Genomic DNA, 17,817 nt, shown 5'->3' with positions numbered 1-17,817 from the left:
TTCGGACCCGGCGAAAACGACCAGGGTAAGAGCAATCCCAAAACTGCCCCCCATGATGAGCTTCTGATAGGCAGGGTCAGCGGCTGAGCCGACAACGAAGATGAGGATGATTCCGAAGCCGACATATGCTCCCGCCATCATCGAGCCAATGAAAAAGCCAACCGGGTTTCGTTTTAATAACGCCACCCTGCTGGCGGCAAGATTCGCCAGATAATCAATCGTATCCGTGTACATCAGGTCTTCTCCGGCATCAGGGCAACCACTATACTCCTCGTGAGCCTGTAAAACAGCGCGACAAAAGTGACCAACCAAGCCAGCAAAGCCAGGTAAATAAAGTAACGAGGTATGAAGAGCAGGAATGATAATCCGGTAGCCATAGCTAACTGGAAGGTACAGGTAGTATACATACCTAGATTTCGATGATTCATGCTTGAACCACTTCCGCAATTCAACACTCGGAGCCACCTCCCTTAGCCAGAGATCGATTCTGGCCTTCTATTGACTCATCCCTCTGGGCCACAGTCTGTCCACCAGTATCCGGAATCCGTCTTCATCATCAGGTTCTTCGTAAACTCGTTTGGCCTTGATCATTGACCTGACGGTTTATCTTCTTCAGCTGACAACGACTGCATCTCTTTATAGAGGTGAGCGATCTCGCTTTCAGTGAGAAACTTGTCAATCCAGGGATACAATATCTGCTCCTCTTTCTGGTTGTGATCAGCGAGGAGTTGGATAAGCTTTTCCTAAAGGGGCTGAACCTCCGTTATATCGTCTTTTCCCAGATGTTCATGGATCCTTTCCAGGAATTGCTTTATGTGGCGGTGTTCGGCTCGCATCACTTCAGTGGGGCCAGTCCCATTCATGCCCGTTTTGTCTTCAAAGCCTGGAAACAGGATGTGTTCCTCCCATGCTATGTGCCGCTCCAATCCCGTTTTGAACTGGCGGAAAAGGGTTTTTGCCCGGGACTGCTTCTTCCCCCCCAAAGCTCGCTAAACTCCCGAAACAGTCCATCCAGCCGATCGTGATCATTACTCATAAATTCACGAACAGAGTTCATCTTGACACCTCGGCTTCTTGGGAAACGGCTCGATAGCTTATCAGCCGATGAATTAACCCGCCAAAGGCAGCCAGCCAAGTTAGGAGGGCCACATAGATGAAGTAGCGGGGAATCACATTCAGGAAATCCAATTCCATAGCATAGGCCATCTGGAATGTGCAAACCGTGTACATCCCTTGAGGGAAAACCGCCCCCCAGTACAGGGGATCGTACCGAAGAGGGTACCGCTTGTATACGTGTCTCCAGATAGCCAGGATGAAGAGCATAGGAATCCACCATGTCCCGGTCGCCCAGTAGAACACAGTGAAGCCCTTGAGAAACGGGAGAAGCGATCGAAGAAACCAGGCATCGGGGGTATTCATAATCAACTGCGCTCCCTCCAGGGTGGAGATAGCCATGGCGCCCATGTTGATCCAATAAGGGGGTGCCAGGTCGCTGGGATAGAACTTGAAGAAGGTATATCGGTAGAAGATTAGAGAAATCATCCAGATGTACAGCATTCCGCCCCAAAGCCACATGGATAGCGCGAAGAAATTCAACTCGAGCCTGACGGGTTGTTTGAAGTGGGAAGCCAGGAGGGCACTGAGAATGGCCACAGACTGGGTGGCAACGACGGCTGTTAGCCACGCTCCTGTGATTCCGTCTGCGAGGGAAGGCTTGTTTTCTTTGACAGTAAGGATGGTGAAAATTGCATAGGTTGAGACCACCCACAGGACGATGGCAAGAACCCACAAAAACAAGGCAATCGGATAGTTTTCGTGAACCAATATGAACTGGCTGCCAAGAATTGATGTTGCGGCCACGGTGGTGAAAAATCCGGGGCCGTGCAGATGGTCAGCCAGGTCGCTAAAGAATTCCCGTGGGTACCAAATGACACGCAGGATTGTCAACAGCCACAGTGTCAGATAGGCCACAATGTTCAAGTAGAACAGAGCATCGGAGATAAATCTCATCCCCATCAGTTTGGCCGCAATGGATACGATACCAGTGGCCATAACCATTGCAAAGTAAGCGGGAGATAGGTCTTTAGCCTGTCTTTTCACTATAACCAGGGCAGCTTAACAAGACTCCCTTTCAGGCAGGAGCGTTTCTACGCACCATGACTGGGGAAAGATGTGCGTTGTTTCTCGAATTGCTGACGTTAGTCTTAAGCTACAGCCGAGGAATCGCCGCTGTCTCCGGAATTTGATGATTTTGCGGGTGCCAGTTCCACCAGGAGGATTGCATTCGTCGGACAGCGCCGTGCCGCCTCCCGCACCGCTGGCAGGTGGCGTCCAGGCTCTGCGTCCCGCCGGACCCGGGCGAGAGCGCTGGCATGTTGTTTTTCGAAAACTTCCGGACAAGCCCTCACGCACTGATCACACGGAGGGTTCCTGCCGCTCGCTGCGCCTTCAAAGCAACGGCTGGTGTCTATGATGACTCGATATGTCTGAACTTCACTTGCCTCGACGGAACTGTGGTGTCGAAGTGTGCTGCCACTGTCTACCAGCGCGACACTCCCTGTTTCCCCGCCGGATATGGCTCGTGTGTATTTCAGCACCCAAACTAGCGACAAGGAGAGCATTGCCAGAACGACAAAGGTGATAAACCCCAAAGGGTATCCCATCTGGCCATGCTGTCGAACGGCGAATCCCATGATGGGTGGGATGACGAACCCGCCAAAGGCGCCGAGGCCGCCTACCCACCCCGCAGCGCCCCCGACTGCCTCGGGTACCTCCTGGGGCACCATCTTGAAAATAGCCGCGTTGCAGATCCCCATCCCGATGGCCATGAGGAGTACACCCGGGACCGCTACCTGGAACTGATCGGTCATGGTCATCAGCACGGCCCCATTCAGCGTGATCAACAGGGCCAGAATGGCCGTGTTTTCCCCCCCCTTCTCCAGTTCGTCCGATAGCACACCACCCAAGATCCGGACGCCCGAGGCGAGAATCGAATAGACACCCGTCAGTGCCCCTGCAGTCACAGCTGTGACGGCGAAATAGGAACTCCAGTAAGTAGGCAACCAAGCCGTAAGGGCCACAAAGCCGCCAAAGGTGGTGAAATACATCATGACCAGTACCCAGGTCCGCCACTTGCGGGCAGATGTTTTCAGACCGGCGACGATGCTGCCGGACGGAAAGAGCTCCTGCCCATGCTCGGCTGCCAGCCGACGGGCCTCAGCCGTAGAGATTTTCTGCTGCCGCAGCTGGAAATACCACGCATTACGTCCGGTCAACCCGTAAATCACCGTGCCGACGGCTAACAGGAACAGCCAGGCCAAGTAAGATCCGGACAGGCCCCATGCCATAAGCGCGATCGGGAGCAGTAGGGAGAAGATGCCGGGCGCCAGATTGCCGATCCCGGCGTAGAGTGCTAGGGAACGGCCCTGGCGGGCACGGGGAAACCAGTAGGAGACCTGACTGACGCCAACGGAAAAGATGGCGATGCCGCAGCCGCACAGCCCGCCAAGGATGAGAACCAGTGGATATAGGCCCTTATCAAGCCGATCGGGATAGAGGGTATTGACTACCAGGGACAAACCGGCCATCCCGATGATAGAGAGGGCGAGGAGCACCAAGAAAGGCTTGCGTCCACCTGTCGTATCCACCCATGCTGAGAAAGGAATGCGCAAAAGCGAGCCGGTAAGGGATGGCATGGCCACCAGGAAAGCTACCTCGGTGGTGCTCAGGTTCATCACCTCCTTGAACCGCACGGCCGCCGGGCCAAAAAGGGCTACAGCGGCAAACCCGATGAAGAATCCCATCGTCGCTCCAGCCAACGCGCGGTTGGGAGTGCCTTTTAAGGGTGGTACCGTTCTTACTCCTTGTTCGTCGATTTCAGATCATAGAACGGGTCGGTTCGTAGGAACCCGGACTATGCCTGTTTCTCTTGGCCTTCCCGGGCACGCCGATTCCAGATCACCACTTGAAATGGTCGCCACAGATAGCCAACAGGCACTGTGAAAATGTGAACTAAGCGGGTAAAAGGAATGAGTCCAACGATAACAAATCCCCCTAACATGTGCAGCTTCACCACGAAGGGCAAGGCGGTTACGTATTGTATTTGTGGATTGAGCTTGAACAGTGAGACCAACCAGGGAACAGCCGTATGCAGGTACCAATCTGATCCCCAACGGTAAAAGAGAGCGACCCAGAAGCCCAAGGCCACCTGCACAAGTAGGACCGTAAGCAGAACCCAGTCCATTGGGGAAGTAACGGCTAAAATTCGGGCATTTCTCAGGCGCCGCAGTATAAGCAATCCCAATCCTATTAAAGTCAGGAGAGCTAACGCCAGTCCGGTAACTTCAAGAATGTAAAGGCGTACCGGGGCTGCGATAAGAGTTGCCCAGGTATGGGGAAACAGTGCCGCCAGAAGATGGGCAAGCAGGATGATCAGAATTCCGTAGTGCCACGGCACAGAACCCCAGAACAATTGACGGTTCTCCAGAAATTGAGATGAGAAGCTGGAATAGGAGAAACGATCGGTCATATAGCGATAAACTCCCACCACCACGGCTAATGTGATTGCTATATACGGAAAAACTGCAAACAACAGATGATCAAACATGGATCTCTTCCTCCTTCTCCATCATTGGATATTGTTGTTGGAGTACAAACCTCAGTGCCTGGAGTACATTCCTGTACGGACCGGTTTGTCGCTTCTCCTTTTCTTCCTCGCTCTTGAACTCATGGTTTACGCTATCATTGTCGGAACGGTCAGCTTGCTTATTTTCTTTAAGCATTTTCTTGAGCACAGGCAATAAACCCTCGCGGGCGAGCTCCTCTGTTGTCTCCTCGTTGTGGCAGACCGACATGAAACGCAGCAGGACCGCCAGATGGTCCGGCAGCTCTTTTTCTTCCGCGGTGAAACCCTCGGCTCGAAAACGTTCTTTTAGCTCCAGCAGAAAGGCACTGCGCTTGTAACTTTCGCCCAACAGGTGATAGCCCACGTATGGGTGGTAGGTTGCGCCCAGATCAAAGGTTGTTGTGTAGACCTCCTGCATTTTCTCCAACGACGATTCCTTCACAAAGGTGCGGAACTTACCCAACAGCGCTCCGGTTTCTGCGTCCTTTGATGCGATCAATGCCTCGCATTCGCGTACAGACTCCCTTAAACCAGGTCGGGGGTATTCCAGAAGGTCAGCGAACAGCCGGAATACATTCTGTTCAGCAATCTCTTCAACCATTGTTACCACCTCCGCTCAGCGGCCTTACGAGAGCCGAAGCCGGTCTCAGGCTTGTGTTTGTCGGGTTCCGTCGTTGTCTCGATTGCCATTTCGCGCGCCATTGGAGGAATTACGAATCGTTCTTCAAATGTGGGTAGCGAAGTCAGGCGGAAGATTGCCTCGGCTTCCTCTGGACTGGTGTTTCCTTGGGCCAGAGCCTGTTTCACCTGCTTTTCAGGCACATCTTTCACCGTTTGTGAACGCTTATAGATCCGCACGGCAATGAGTTTATGATAGACATCAGAAACAATTTCCTCATTTCCCGCCGACAATAGACTGGCCAAATATCGCAAAGGGATCCTTGCCCGTTCAAGTGAACTGAGTAGAGGCGTCAACCCTTCACTATCCGCACCCTCGATCTCGTAACGCTCATCCTTCACTCTCGCCAACACCGGCAGCATTGGCGGCACATAGAAAAGCATCGGCAGGGTACGAAAATCAGGGTGGAGTGGCAGGGCCAGTTGCCACTGTTTGACAAACTTATATGCAGGCGAATTCTGGGCCGCATCGATCATCTTGTCATCCAGGCCATTGGCCTTGGCGGAGGCGACAACCTCGGGATCAAACGGGTCTTGAATCATCGCTCGCTGGGCTTCCACCAGATCTTTATCCGGCACCGAGGCCGCCGCTTTGATGCGATCCGCATCATAGAGCAGGATACCCAGGTAACGGATGCGTCCAACGCAGGCATGAAAGCATGCCGGCGCTTGACCGCTCTCCAGACGCGGGTAACAGAGAATACACTTTTCCGATTTGCCTGTTCCCCAGTTAAAATAAGGCTTTTTATAAGGACAACCTGAGATGCACATACGCCACGCGCGACACTTATCCTGCCGGATGAGCACGATACCGTCCTCGCCGCGCTTGTAGATGGCGCTGGCCGGGCAGGCAGCCACGCAACCGGGATTCAAACAGTGGTTGCAGATGCGGGGCAGATAGAAAAAGACCATCCGCTTCAGTTCATCCAGCTCCAGTTGTTCCTCTTCAGTAACATTTTTTAAGTTCGGATCATTTTCTGCATAGATCGGTGAGCCGCCCAGATCATCATCCCAGTTTGGTCCGGCCTCTATCTCCATATGCTTGCCGGTGATCAGGGATATGGCTCGAGCTGTAGGTTGGTCATCACCTTCCGGGGCACTGAAGAGATTCTCATACTCATAGGTCCATGGCTCATAGTAATCATCAATTGTAGGAAGATAGGGATTATAAAAGATGTTTGCGAGTCCACCTGCCTTACCATGGAGTTTCAAACGTAACTCGTCTTGCTTTTTCTCGAAACCACCTTTGTATTTTTCCTGATCTTCCCACAAAGTTGGGTATCCAGTGCCCGGCTTGGTCTCCACATTGTTCCACCACATGTATTCGGTACCTTTACGATCGGTCCAGATGTTTTTGCAGGCGACGCTGCAAGTGTGGCAACCAATGCACTTGTCCAGGTGAAAGACCATTGATACTTGTGCACGAATATCCATTTTGCTATCTCCTTTTCTTGATCATACTAGAGTCTATGTTCACCACTCAAGCTTCTCTAACTTGCGAACCACGCAATACGTATCGCGAGTAAAGATACCTATGGGCCCCCAATAGTTGAATCCATAGGTAAACTGGGCATATCCGCCCGCGACTAAGAGCGGGTTAATACGGGTGCGAGTCAGGCTGTTATGCCCGCCTGCGCGCCGCCCTCCGCGAACCTGGGACTTGGGGATATAGATCGTCCGCTCAACTGCATGATAATACAAGCACATCCCCGGCTGAACGCGAGAGCTAACGTTAGCACGGGTCACGACCACACCATTGTCGTTGTAAACCTCCACCCAGTCGTTGTCCTGTATTCCGATCTTATCGGCATCCTTGTCGTTAATCCAGAGAGGGTCCATACCACGCGATAAGGTCAGCATGCGGAGGTTATCTTTATAGGTGGAGTGAATATTCCATTTGCCATGAGGCGTGATGTAATTAAGCACAAGGCACTGATCATCCACTTCGCTGAGAACGATGTCCCCGGTCTTTTTGGGATCGAGTTTGGTCTTAAAAGTAGGCAAGTGCTCACCAAAATCCAGGTAGTAGAGATGGTCCTGGTACAGTTGCTGGCGTCCGGTCAGCGTACGCCACGGAATCAAGCGTTCCACATTCATACACCAGGCTGAATAGGCCCGTCCGTCGTTCACCATACCCGACCAGCAGGGGCTTATGAGCGTGCGCCGTACCTGGCGGGTGATGTCATGAAAGGTCATGCGCACGTCACGAACATTCTCGGCCATATCGGCCAGGGGCAGGCCCACCCGCTCTTCTTGGGCTTTAAATCCGGCATAGGCCACTTCACCGTTGGTTTCCGGCGCCAGGTGCAGCAACAGATTTGACCCGTCCAGGGCATCTTCTACGGAAGGATATTTCTGGCCGTTCCATTCCACACAACGCATATGGTGAGGATCCGGTGAGCCTCCCACAGGATTCTCCAGCAGCTCATCGTAGAACTTAGCAATAGGAATAACATTGCCATGGCCGGAGATACCATCCTCGCGTACCTTTCTGCCAAAGGAGATAAATTTATTATACAGGTTGCTGTAATCTCTTTCGACGACGTTCAGATGGGGCATGGTCTTCCCCGGAATCGGCTCGCATTCACCGGCACGCCAGTCACGCGGCTCGGTCTGGGCAATTTCGTCGGGAGTGTCGTGATTAAGCGGCGTTGTCACCAGATCTTTGACGGGTTCCGAAAATACGGAAGATGATATTTCGCTCACCTTCTTTGAAAAAGCCTTGAAGATTTCCCAATCTGTCTTTGCTTCCCACACCGGCGGCACAGCCTGTCCCAATGGGTGGACAAAGGAGTGCAGATCAGTGGTATTGAGATCGTTTTTCTCGTACCAGAAAGCAGTAGGAAGAATAATGTCAGAATACAAGGCGGAGGAATCCATGCGAAAGTTGATGTCTACCACCAGGTCCATCTTGCCGCGCGGGGCTGGTTCACGGAAAGTGACTGTCTTTACCTTATCTTTGGCATGTTCTTCGGCGATGAGATTGTCATGCGTGCCCAGGTAGTGGCGCAAGAAGAACTCATGTCCCTTGGCGCTCGACTGAATAGCGTTACCGCGCCAGATGATCCAGACGCGCGGCCAGTTTTCAGGTGCGTCCGGATCATCCACAGCAAAGCGGACTTCATCATTTTTTAATTGTTTCACCACCCACTGCTTGATTTCCTCGTCGGTTTTCGCTCCGGCGGCCTGAGCCTGGCGCACCAACTCCATAGGATTGCGATCGAATTGCGGAAAGAAAGGCATCCATCCCAGACGCACCGCCATTGCCGTCAGGTCCACGGCATGTCCTTTGGCCCAACGGGTTTTAGGAGGAATTGGGGCGTAATCAGTGAAGTCACCTTCGTAGCGCCACTGGTCACTCTGAACATAGTGCCAGATAGGGGTTTGCTGCAGGCGAGGTGGTTTCGACCAATCCAGGGCCAATGCCAGGCTGGTCCAGGGGGCGACCAGTGTGAGTTTCTCCTGACCCACGTAATGGTTCATCCCACCACCGTTGACGCCGCAACAGCCGCAAAGAACCAGGGCGGTCTGGGGCGCACGATAAGACAGGTTGTTGTTGTACCAGTGGTTGATGCTGGCACCGATGATGACCATCGAGCGACCCTTGGTCGCCTCAGCATTACCGGCAAACTCTCGCGCCAGACGGATGATCGTGTCGCGGCCAATGTGGGTATATTGTTCCTGCCAGGCTGGAGTATATGGTGCTTCATCGTCATAGTCTGCTGGATAGTCGCCCTCCAGACCGCGGCTCACACCAAACTGGGCCATCAGCAAATCAAGAACAGTCGTCACCGCCACTCGTCCCTCGGAAGTTTCCACATACCTGATCGGCACGCCGCGGAGGGAGGTTTTGTGTTCGGCAAATTCGTGGAACGCGACCTGAACCACCTCATCGTTTTTATCCAGGAAACTTACAACCGGATCGATTGGGCTATCATCCAGACCGTCTTCCATCTTCAAATTCCAATGGCCCTTTTCCTTTTGCCAGCGAAAGCCTACCGTGCCTTTTGGCATACGCGGCTCACCGCTCTTCCGGTCGATTACTAGTTGTTTCCAATCGCCATTCTCCACCTCCTGGTAGCGCGCCAAACGTTTAGCGTGCAGGAACTGACCCGGCTGATAGCCTTCATCCCCTGGAGTTATTTGCACCAGGAAAGGCGAGTCCGTGTAGCGCTTTATGTAGTCAATAAAATAAGGCACCTGGCGATCTGCATAAAATTCCTTAAGAATAACATGATTGACCGCCATCCACAAGGCTGTATCCTGACCGACCTGAACCGGAATCCACCAGTCGGCATACTTGGCGACCTGGTTGAAATCCGGAGCAATCACAACAAACTTGGCCCCCTCGTGGCGCGCTTCGGAAATAAAATGAACGTCAGGCGTGCGTGTCATGTTCAGATTTGAGCCCGTCGCGACGATGAATTTCGAGTTGTACCAATCGGCGCTCTCGGCGACGTCCGTCTGGTCGCCCCACATTTCCGGGAAGGCGTTGGGAAGATCAGCATACCAGTCATAGAAACTCATGTTCACCCCGCCAAAGAGCTGCAGGAAACGCGAGCCGCCGGCATAGGATAGGTATGACATGGCAGGGATCGGAGAGAAGCCAAAGACACGATCCGGCCCATACTTTTTTGCGGTGTAGAGAAGAGAGGCGGAAATGAGCTCCAGCACCTCATCCCAACCGGAGCGGCGGAAGCCGCCTTTACCGCGTGCCCGCTGGAAACGCGTCCGTTTCTTGTCATCTTCCACGATCGAAGCCCAGGCCTCGACAGGGTCCGCGTGTTCCGCCTTTGCTTTGCGCCAGAAGTCCATCAAGGCGCCACGCATATATGGATATTTCACGCGAATAGGACTGTAGACATACCATGAGGCAGCAATCCCGCGCTGACAACCACGCGGTTCGTAGGGCGGTAGATGTGACTCCAACAAGGGATAGTCTGTCTGCTGCATCTCCCATGTAATAATACCGTCCTTGACATATACCTGCCAGGAACATCCGCCGGTACAGTTGACTCCATGCGTGCTGCGCACGACGTTATCATGCTGCCAGCGATTGCGGTAAAATTCCTCCCACTGGCGTTTCTTGGGATCGACTAAATCTTGAATCCAGCCCATATTCTTAACCTCCACTGTTGGGCAAATTGGCTACTCGCCCACTTATCAATCAGGATTTCCGTTTCACCATTGGCCTGCGCACCTCGGTCAGGCGACGACGCCAGGGGAGATTGGCCAGGAGAAACAGGATCACTGTTCCGCTCCCGGCCATCATGACCAGTCGACCAATCGCCTGGGTAGGACGCCTTGCCACAGTCTCCTGTAAGAAGGCAGCGAGGTCAACCTGTTCTTGTTCTGTCAAAAGATTCTCGCTAAAAAGAGGATTCATCACCGGGAAAGGGAAAGCAGTCAATATGGTAGCGATCCCGTACTCGCCAAACTTGTTGTGGGTGCGAGTCAGGTCGGGCCCCATGACACCACCGCCAAGAGCGCCAATCCCTGTGACACTGTGGCAGGCGATACAGGGCGAGCCACCGTTTTCCAAGGGAGTGATGCCCGTAAACAGATCCCTGCCCGTAATGGAATTACCCAACAACGGGAACTCCTCCAGAAATTCTTCCTCCGCAAGCGACAGGGCATAGTAGGAGAGTGCCCAATTCTGTTCCTCACTGTAGATTTCTCCATACGCCGGCATAGGGGTACCACCAATCCCGACAGAAAATGACCTATAGACATCATTCACTGTCGAACCCCCCTTCATTCTGCCGGGAACTGTAAAATCATATGGAATAATGGGGTTCCCCCACTCATCTTGAAGGGTCTTCGCAGCTGGACCATCTCCCTTCCCAAATTGTCCGTGACATGCCACGCACCCTGCCTCATTGTAGAGTTTCTCTCCCAACGCAAGAAGCTCTTCTGTTTCGGGAGGAGGATCCGGGAATGAAATCGGTGTTGGCGTCTCACTCTGGAACGCCTCGGAGAAACTTTTTACATATGCCACCAGGTCCCATCTCTCTTCTCCGGTCAGGTCCACAAATGAGGGCATCAGGGTTCCGGGTATGCCGCGGGTAAGCGTTCGGAAAATATCTTCGTCCGTGGGCAAAGAAGGCGTGGAACGAATCTTGAAAACGCCGCTCGTGAAATCACGTGGCTTGGGGTCGAGGAAACGAGCAGCGGGGCCATCTCCCAACCCTTTGTCACCGTGGCAGATCAAACAATGTTTCGTGTAGAGGTTTTCACCACCACTCGTCACTCCGGTTACCTGTGCACTCCCCAGCGTAATTATTGTCAAAATGACTGCAAACAAACTGAAGATAGTAATCGTGAAATGTTTGTCCGATTTCATATTAACACACTCCCATTAAAAATGTCTAAATCCTATCCTGCAAGGGCTCAAGCAGATCTTTCTTGTTAGTCTCAAAGAGTAATTCCTAATGCTTCGGTGAAAACACCCGAGAGTCAAATTCGACGAATTCTTCATCGACGAATTCTTCCACCGTCCGCTCCTTGAACAACTGCGATATGACCGATCTTGCTTTCTTCCAATGATCATGAACCGGACAGGGATTAACGTCACCACATTCTTGAAATCCTAAGACACACCTCTCGAAAATGTCTGTCCCCTCAACTGCTTCCAGAATATCGTACAGTCGTGTTTCAGAACGGCCCTTTGTGAGTCTAACCCCTCCGTGGGGGCCTGTATAGGATTCAAGGATGCCCGCTTTGATCAGAGATTGAGCAACCTTGCCAAGCTGGAAGTAGGAAACACCGCACTCTTCGGCGATTTCCCTGATGCGCCTGAAGTTGCCGTTCTGGAACCGGGTCAGGTAGAGGACAAGACGGATAGCATGTTCGGTGGACTTGTTTAGAAGCATTTAAGATTTAAGACTCTTAGTTCTAAGATAGCCAACATCGTGTTTTAAGTCAACGATAAATTGGTGACATTTTCATAAATTCAGCTTTGGATTGAATCTTCGGAGGTCTCCAACTATGAATGAGATATCCCTCACCGCGAAGCTGACGCTGAACAATGGCATTCAGGTACCCATCTTCGGCCTAGGCACCTACCAGGCAGGAAGAAGTAGGAAGACCCGGGAAGCGGTGCTTGAGGCCCTACGTACCGGCTACCGGTTGATCGACACGGCAAGAATGTATGGAAATGAAAAAGAGGTGGGCGAGGCTCTCCGCCAAAGTGATATTCCGAGAGAGGAAGTGTTCATCACTACAAAACTGTGGAATTCCGATCACGGTTACGAGTCTACCCTGAACGCATGTGGGAAGAGTCTCAAGGAACTCGGACTTTCCTACGTTGATCTCTACCTCATCCACTGGCCCGTGGAAGACCTGCGACGGGAAACGTGGAGGGCCATGGAAACGCTTCAACGTGAGGGAAAATGCCGGTCAATCGGTGTGAGTAACTACACCATTGGGCACCTCGAGGAACTTCTCGGATATTCCTCAACCGTGCCGGCCGTGAACCAGGTGGAGTTTCATCCCTATCTATATCAGAAAGACCTTCTGGAGTTCTGCAGATCCCACGACATCCTGTTGGAAGCATACGCTCCTCTGACCAAAGGCCGGAAGTTGAAAGATCAGAAACTGATAGGGATAGCTGAGAAATACTCCAAAACACCGGCACAGATACTCATCAGGTGGGGATTGCAAAAGGGGACCGTGGTCATACCGAAATCATCCACGAAGGAGAGGATTCGCGAAAACGCTCATGTTTTCGACTTCTCGATCCTGCCCGAGGATATGGAGTTTCTTGATTCCTTTCACGAAGAACTAAGAACCAGTTGGGACCCAACGGGAGTCAGGTAAAACGGAGAGACGGCAAGTCGTCACTTTCTGAGAGAAGCCTTGGAAAAAACATGATCCGGGATATTCACATCAAACTCGATCGATTCGATGATGAATTCCGTACCCTTCCCTTTTGATAGCACATCCTTGAGGATCATCTTTTTGGGATACCACCGTTCACCGACTTTAAACACTTCATTGATCTCGGTGGTTTTCAACAATTTCCCGCTCTTGGCAAAACGGTCTTCCTTTAGAGGCACCATCCTTTCTTTATCCACCCAGATTTTCCGGGAATAATAGGCCACATCATCAACGATGGCTGTCAGTTCCAACACCCAGCAATCCCGGTCAAGAAAGGATTCTGATCCCAGGACTCCGGCGCTGTAGGTATCGGTAAGGCTACGATCCTCCATCATATCTTCGTAGGAAAAATCAGAGCCCATCATGGATTGGCGCAGCATGTGACCGGCAATCCGGATAATACGGTCCGACTGCGGTGAGTACATCCATAACTGGTCACCTAATTTCAGCATCTTGGTTCCCTTTTCACGGGCTGGCGCTAAATACTCACTGAAGGATTTGTCCGATCCCTCAATCCAGGATTTAAGAGTCATGGTACGATCACTGCGACGGCCATGAACAATCATGGTGCTCGTGGCTGAACGGTTGCCGGCGATGGTATTCTCATCGATCTTTTGCAGGATTTCAGCACCAGTGGGGGTCTGGCCCCATCCTAGTACCGGCAAAATACCCATCAATACCATAAAGATATTCTTCATAATGAATCCTTTAATATTGTATGAATTCCTGACACCATGATCAGACTTCCAGTTCTTTAAACAGTTGAGCTGTCTGGCGTTTATATATCCCAATCCCGGACAGAGCGGTGCCCAAAACCATTGAAAACAGACCCGGGAAAAAACCGATATAATAGGTTTCGCTGGTGATTTCAGCGCGGATAACTGCAGGAAACATCATATTCACGTTTTTTAACATTGAACTGATATCCAGCCCCTGGGTCTGTAGCCAATAGGCAGATCCCAATCCAAGTGCGGTTCCAAAAACAGAACCCACCAATCCAACAAATACAGATTCATAAATCATGGAACGATACACGTGTCCTTTATGCTCACCAACGGCCAGGCGGAGACCCACTTCTCCGTAGCGGCGTAATCCACCCAGCAGGCCGACATTCCAAAGAACGATGGACATTACCAGGACAAAGATGGAGATTAGTATTCCGGAATAATTTTCTCCCATGGCCAGATATTCACCCAGATTGCTTAATTCTTTCAGTTTACCCATTACCGGCGCAAACTCATCCTCCACTCCCGAGTGGTAAGCATTAAACCGGTCTACAATCACGGCTGCCTTTTCATCATCGTAGATCCTGTTTTCCAGATAACCCAGGATTTCCCCGGAAGCATCCACCATGTCCAGAGCCTGCTCAATGTCGGTTATGTCCGCAATCATGGCACCGCGGTCCATGGCCAAAACTCCAAAGCGAATCGTGCCAACCACAGTGAAATTGTACACTGTCATGCTGCCATACATGGTGGAAGTGAGCAGGGTGGCCGTTTCGCCCGGTTGCACTTCAAGCCTCCGTGCCAGTTCATCGCTGATCAGAATCTCGCCGGGATTCTGTGGCAGCCGTCCGCTGACGATGGCTTTTTCAATATTCAGGATCGCAATCTCACTGCTGCCGGGTGATAACAGATCGACGCCCATTCCGAATACCGGTCCCTGGGAACGTGTTTCACCGGTTTCATCGGGAATATCGAGCAGACCGCCGAACTGGATCCGTTTCGACCAGGTCATTTCCGGATACTGCTGTTGCAGGTCAGCTGTGATTTGGTCCACGCCAAGTAGAGCCAGGTCATTGGGTTTCTGATTCTCATTTTCAGCATAAGCCCTGCTCATCACCTTCACGTGCCCGGTTGAAAAACGGGCAGTGGAATCAAGCAAATCATTGAAGACGCCTTCTATGTAGGCATGCAAGAAAACGGTGATCCAGACGCCAATGGCAACAATCAGGATCGGAATAAGGCTACGCTGACGGTCACGCAACAGCCCGTTTACCAGAAATTTTATCAGTGTATTTTCCCCCTGATTGCATCGGTTGGCTTCATTTTGGAAATGCGGCGGGTCGGCAGAAAACTGACAATCGTTGTGGTAATCAATACGATCAGGGTGGTGCCAAGTACCAGGCCCACGCTGTATGCGGGGTAGATCGTATCCGCAATGGTCAATCCATAATCATCTACTCCACCCGGCATGGTCCACCCGACAGAAGCTTGATAAGCCAGCAACGGAAAACCGTAAACCGCTGCCAGAATAGCTGCCAGTACCGAGTGCATGGCACCTTCCACCGTGAACAGGGCAATGACCTGCCGCTGGGTCATCCCCAGCGCAATGTGGGTACCTATTTCCTTCTGGCGCCGGAAAATTGACAGGACCTGGGTATCGAAAATGGCCAGCATGGCTAGAGACATCAGGATCACAAATAATACGTATCCGCCGATGGATTTCATTTCAATCATCTCCCGTATTTCGGTCAACAGGAAATAATGATCCTTAAAATCCCAGCCAGCAATCGACGCGTCGAAACCGGTCTCCTTAGCGGTAACCAGGATGGTTGCTTCGCCCTCCAGATTCATCATTTCCTGGTGCTTTTCCAGGGGAATCCAGAGAACACCCACATCCAGCGTCGGTACGTTAGTTTTGAAAATATGGGTGATCCGGACTTCCGCAGCATCAAAGGTTCCATTGGCATCACGCCAGCGCACGGTTACATAATCACCGATTGCCAGTTTACTGTTTTTTGCGTTGCGTGTGCCGATCATGGCTGGAATTTCATCGTTTTCCGTTACCAGATTGGATGATGGTAATTCTATGATCTGCTGACCGGGATCGATGCCCTTCAGCAAGATATTTTGAATGCGTCCCTCCGGATACATTGTGGCCTGTGATATGAGAATCGGCGTTAGTTTTCCTTCGGCAACGGTCCGTTCCGTGGCGTCGGATAACCGGGCATGGCTATCGTCAAGTGTGAATGGATCATAGGGATCATAATTTTCCTGCCAGTATTGTCCGCCGCCGATTTCCCATTCAATGGTATCGCGCCGCGCCTGCTGATCCCAGCCGTTTATGAATCCCTTCTGCCAGATGATCACCACAAAGGAAAGCGATAAAACGAAAACATTCAACCAGGTGCGTAATTTCGCGCCCATGAGATTTCGATATGCTAATTTTAATGCTAATAACATGATGCCTCCCTTTACTTACCGGTTATGGTTTCATCACTCACCACCTGCCCGTCATCCAGGCTGATCTTACGCCGCAAATACTGGATCACTTTTTCATCGTGGGTGGCGAAAATGAATGTGGTGTCCAAATCCCGGTTCAGCTTTTCCATGGTTTGCAGAATGTGATGAGAATTCTTGGCATCCAGATTGGCGGTGGGTTCATCGGCCAGGACAATTTTTGGAACTTTTACCATGGCGCGGGCAATGGACACCCGTTGACATTCTCCTCCTGAAAGTTGCGATGGTCGCGACTTCAGCTTGTCTGCTAAGCCCAACCACTCCAGCGATTGCAGTACCGTTTGTTTCCGTTCAGCGGCAGGCATCTTCAAGAGCAGAAGGGGCAATTCCACATTTTCATAAACGGTGTACACTGGCAACAGGTTGTAGGTTTGGAATATAAACCCCAAATGATTATTTCTCAGGTCAGCCGCTTCTTTCGGGGTGAGCCCACTGACGGACTGCCCTAAAACAACGGCTTCTCCCCGGGTAGGAACATCCAGGGATCCTAGAATATTCAACAGGGTGGTTTTCCCCGACCCGCTGGGACCAACAATTCCTGCAAATTCACCGGCGTTAAACGTCAAACTGACATCTTTCAGCGCCGTGAATGCACGCTTCCCCATTGGAAATGTCTTCACCAGATCTTTTACCGTGATAAGTGCGGAGTTCTTCATTGTTTTTTCCCCGTATTACTGGTCATATCAGTGATTGAAGATGATCATTAGTTGGATACCTTTTCTGCCAAAGCTTGTCATTGACTGACCTTCTTCGGCCGATCCGGTATTTGCTCTGCTCCCAAAAACACTTACGTGAAATATCCAGGAATCATAATTCCGCTGCCAACTCAGGTAGTGGTACGGTAGATTATCATTCCAATCATAAAAACTGAAATAGGATAGCTGATCCATCAATGCCAGTGGATAGAGTATCATCAATCCGGACATGTTTCTCTTCGTAGCCGTGCCGAACGGTGTATCATCAACGGTGAACAGAAGATGTTCATACAGCACAGTCAATCCATTTCCGATTCCAAAGGTGTAGTCCATCCCGAGAGTCAGGAACGATTGCCAACTGAGCTCGGAATCTTTCATATCTGTTTTTATCAATGCCGATTCAAACAAGACTCCAATTCCTGCGTCCCAGACTCCATCCAGAGCTATTCTTTTCTCGGATATACGTTCGCCGGAGATATCGATCGCGCGACTGTGGGTTGTGATGGCCATCTCCCCGTTCCCGACGGGATATTGAAATCTACCTCCGTATTCAGGCGATTCCTCTTCTGTTGGTATGACTTCTAATCCTTTGGTGTCTTTATTTCCGTACAAACCCCAAAGCCATATGTTTGAATTGTTCTGAAAATCATACCGCAATCTGAGACCGTACACCCCTCCCGCCAGTTGGAGAGGGTCCTGT

Annotated in this window: 17 protein-coding genes and 1 pseudogene; 2 read left to right on the top strand and 16 right to left on the bottom strand. The window is 51.5% G+C overall.

Going from position 1 to position 17,817, the window contains the following annotated elements:
* Both V3U24_03860 and V3U24_03855 read right to left on the bottom strand, forming a co-directional pair.
* Window positions 1–234: formate/nitrite transporter family protein (locus tag V3U24_03860; GenBank protein MEE9166584.1), on the bottom strand; the 234-nt coding region annotated here is incomplete at its 3' end.
* A 261-nt stretch (window positions 235–495) separates the two neighbouring features.
* Window positions 496–591 (bottom strand): DUF488 family protein, encoded by a 96-nt coding sequence (locus V3U24_03855; GenBank protein ID MEE9166583.1) that lies wholly within the window; start codon window positions 589–591, stop codon window positions 496–498.
* Window positions 592–644: 53 nt separating this feature from the next.
* Here V3U24_03855 and V3U24_03850 point away from each other — a divergent pair, with 53 nt between their 5' ends.
* Entirely contained in the window at window positions 645–1,025 is a 381-nt protein-coding gene (locus V3U24_03850) for a hypothetical protein (protein ID MEE9166582.1), read from the top strand.
* 28 nt (window positions 1,026–1,053) lie between these two features.
* Here V3U24_03850 and V3U24_03845 read toward each other — a convergent pair whose 3' ends face one another.
* From V3U24_03845 to V3U24_03805, 9 genes and pseudogenes are all read right to left on the bottom strand, one after another.
* Window positions 1,054–2,100 carry a tellurite resistance/C4-dicarboxylate transporter family protein gene (locus V3U24_03845; GenBank protein MEE9166581.1) on the bottom strand — a complete coding sequence of 349 codons (1,047 nt, stop codon included), beginning with the start codon at window positions 2,098–2,100 and terminating at the stop codon, window positions 1,054–1,056.
* Between the two features lie 104 nt (window positions 2,101–2,204).
* A complete protein-coding gene (locus tag V3U24_03840; GenBank protein ID MEE9166580.1) occupies window positions 2,205–2,621 on the bottom strand; it encodes a ferredoxin in 417 nt (138 codons plus the stop codon).
* Window positions 2,601–3,803, bottom strand: a pseudogene (locus V3U24_03835) (MFS transporter). Before V3U24_03835 ends, V3U24_03840 begins: the two are co-directional and overlap by 21 nt.
* Window positions 3,804–3,913: 110 nt before the next feature.
* A complete protein-coding gene (narI, locus tag V3U24_03830; GenBank protein MEE9166579.1) occupies window positions 3,914–4,606 on the bottom strand; it encodes a respiratory nitrate reductase subunit gamma in 693 nt (230 codons plus the stop codon).
* Window positions 4,599–5,225 carry a nitrate reductase molybdenum cofactor assembly chaperone gene (gene narJ, locus V3U24_03825; GenBank protein ID MEE9166578.1) on the bottom strand — a complete coding sequence of 209 codons (627 nt, stop codon included), beginning with the start codon at window positions 5,223–5,225 and terminating at the stop codon, window positions 4,599–4,601. The genes narI and narJ overlap by 8 nt, the downstream gene beginning before the upstream one ends.
* 2 nt (window positions 5,226–5,227) lie before the next feature.
* A complete protein-coding gene (narH, locus tag V3U24_03820; protein MEE9166577.1) occupies window positions 5,228–6,736 on the bottom strand; it encodes a nitrate reductase subunit beta in 1,509 nt (502 codons plus the stop codon).
* A 39-nt stretch (window positions 6,737–6,775) separates the two neighbouring features.
* Entirely contained in the window at window positions 6,776–10,420 is a 3,645-nt protein-coding gene (locus V3U24_03815) for a nitrate reductase subunit alpha (protein ID MEE9166576.1), read from the bottom strand.
* 49 nt (window positions 10,421–10,469) lie between these two features.
* A complete protein-coding gene (locus tag V3U24_03810; GenBank protein MEE9166575.1) occupies window positions 10,470–11,645 on the bottom strand; it encodes a c-type cytochrome in 1,176 nt (391 codons plus the stop codon).
* Window positions 11,646–11,730: 85 nt separating this feature from the next.
* Entirely contained in the window at window positions 11,731–12,174 is a 444-nt protein-coding gene (locus tag V3U24_03805; GenBank protein MEE9166574.1) for an Rrf2 family transcriptional regulator, read from the bottom strand.
* Between the two features lie 115 nt (window positions 12,175–12,289).
* Between V3U24_03805 and V3U24_03800 the strand changes: the two genes are divergently transcribed.
* Window positions 12,290–13,120 (top strand): aldo/keto reductase, encoded by an 831-nt coding sequence (locus tag V3U24_03800; GenBank protein MEE9166573.1) that lies wholly within the window; start codon window positions 12,290–12,292, stop codon window positions 13,118–13,120.
* 20 nt (window positions 13,121–13,140) lie between these two features.
* On the opposite strand, the gene V3U24_03795 is transcribed toward V3U24_03800, so the two are convergent.
* The 5 genes from V3U24_03795 to V3U24_03775 form a co-directional block, all read right to left on the bottom strand.
* A complete protein-coding gene (locus tag V3U24_03795; GenBank protein MEE9166572.1) occupies window positions 13,141–13,878 on the bottom strand; it encodes an outer membrane lipoprotein-sorting protein in 738 nt (245 codons plus the stop codon).
* Between the two features lie 40 nt (window positions 13,879–13,918).
* A complete protein-coding gene (locus V3U24_03790; GenBank protein ID MEE9166571.1) occupies window positions 13,919–15,166 on the bottom strand; it encodes an FtsX-like permease family protein in 1,248 nt (415 codons plus the stop codon).
* A gap of 23 nt (window positions 15,167–15,189) precedes the next feature.
* Window positions 15,190–16,365 (bottom strand): FtsX-like permease family protein, encoded by a 1,176-nt coding sequence (locus V3U24_03785; GenBank protein MEE9166570.1) that lies wholly within the window; start codon window positions 16,363–16,365, stop codon window positions 15,190–15,192.
* An 11-nt stretch (window positions 16,366–16,376) separates the two neighbouring features.
* A complete protein-coding gene (locus V3U24_03780; protein MEE9166569.1) occupies window positions 16,377–17,078 on the bottom strand; it encodes an ABC transporter ATP-binding protein in 702 nt (233 codons plus the stop codon).
* A 27-nt stretch (window positions 17,079–17,105) separates the two neighbouring features.
* A partial coding sequence (locus V3U24_03775; GenBank protein ID MEE9166568.1) for a hypothetical protein occupies window positions 17,106–17,817 on the bottom strand: 712 nt, incomplete at its 5' end.

It is taken from the genome of Candidatus Neomarinimicrobiota bacterium (assembly GCA_036476315.1).
Classification (GTDB): domain Bacteria; phylum Fidelibacterota; class Marinisomatia; order Marinisomatales; family S15-B10; genus JAZGBI01.
The sequence above is the reverse complement of the archived record's forward strand: the minus strand, read 5'-3'. Positions and strand labels throughout refer to the sequence as shown.

Excerpts from the sequence above, each read along its gene's own strand:
- V3U24_03795 (MEE9166572.1), bottom strand. The coding sequence starts at position 13,878 with ATGAAGAATATCTTTATGGTATTGATGGGTATTTTGCCGGTACTAGGA.
- V3U24_03810 (MEE9166575.1), bottom strand. The coding sequence starts at position 11,645 with ATGAAATCGGACAAACATTTCACGATTACTATCTTCAGTTTGTTTGCA.
- V3U24_03855 (MEE9166583.1), bottom strand. The coding sequence starts at position 591 with ATGATCAAGGCCAAACGAGTTTACGAAGAACCTGATGATGAAGACGGA.
- narH (MEE9166577.1), bottom strand. The coding sequence starts at position 6,736 with ATGGATATTCGTGCACAAGTATCAATGGTCTTTCACCTGGACAAGTGC.
- V3U24_03780 (MEE9166569.1), bottom strand. The coding sequence starts at position 17,078 with ATGAAGAACTCCGCACTTATCACGGTAAAAGATCTGGTGAAGACATTT.
- V3U24_03815 (MEE9166576.1), bottom strand. The coding sequence starts at position 10,420 with ATGGGCTGGATTCAAGATTTAGTCGATCCCAAGAAACGCCAGTGGGAG.
- V3U24_03805 (MEE9166574.1), bottom strand. The coding sequence starts at position 12,174 with ATGCTTCTAAACAAGTCCACCGAACATGCTATCCGTCTTGTCCTCTAC.
- narI (MEE9166579.1), bottom strand. The coding sequence starts at position 4,606 with ATGTTTGATCATCTGTTGTTTGCAGTTTTTCCGTATATAGCAATCACA.
- V3U24_03800 (MEE9166573.1), top strand. The coding sequence starts at position 12,290 with ATGAATGAGATATCCCTCACCGCGAAGCTGACGCTGAACAATGGCATT.
- narJ (MEE9166578.1), bottom strand. The coding sequence starts at position 5,225 with ATGGTTGAAGAGATTGCTGAACAGAATGTATTCCGGCTGTTCGCTGAC.
- V3U24_03840 (MEE9166580.1), bottom strand. The coding sequence starts at position 2,621 with ATGCTCTCCTTGTCGCTAGTTTGGGTGCTGAAATACACACGAGCCATA.
- V3U24_03785 (MEE9166570.1), bottom strand. The coding sequence starts at position 16,365 with ATGTTATTAGCATTAAAATTAGCATATCGAAATCTCATGGGCGCGAAA.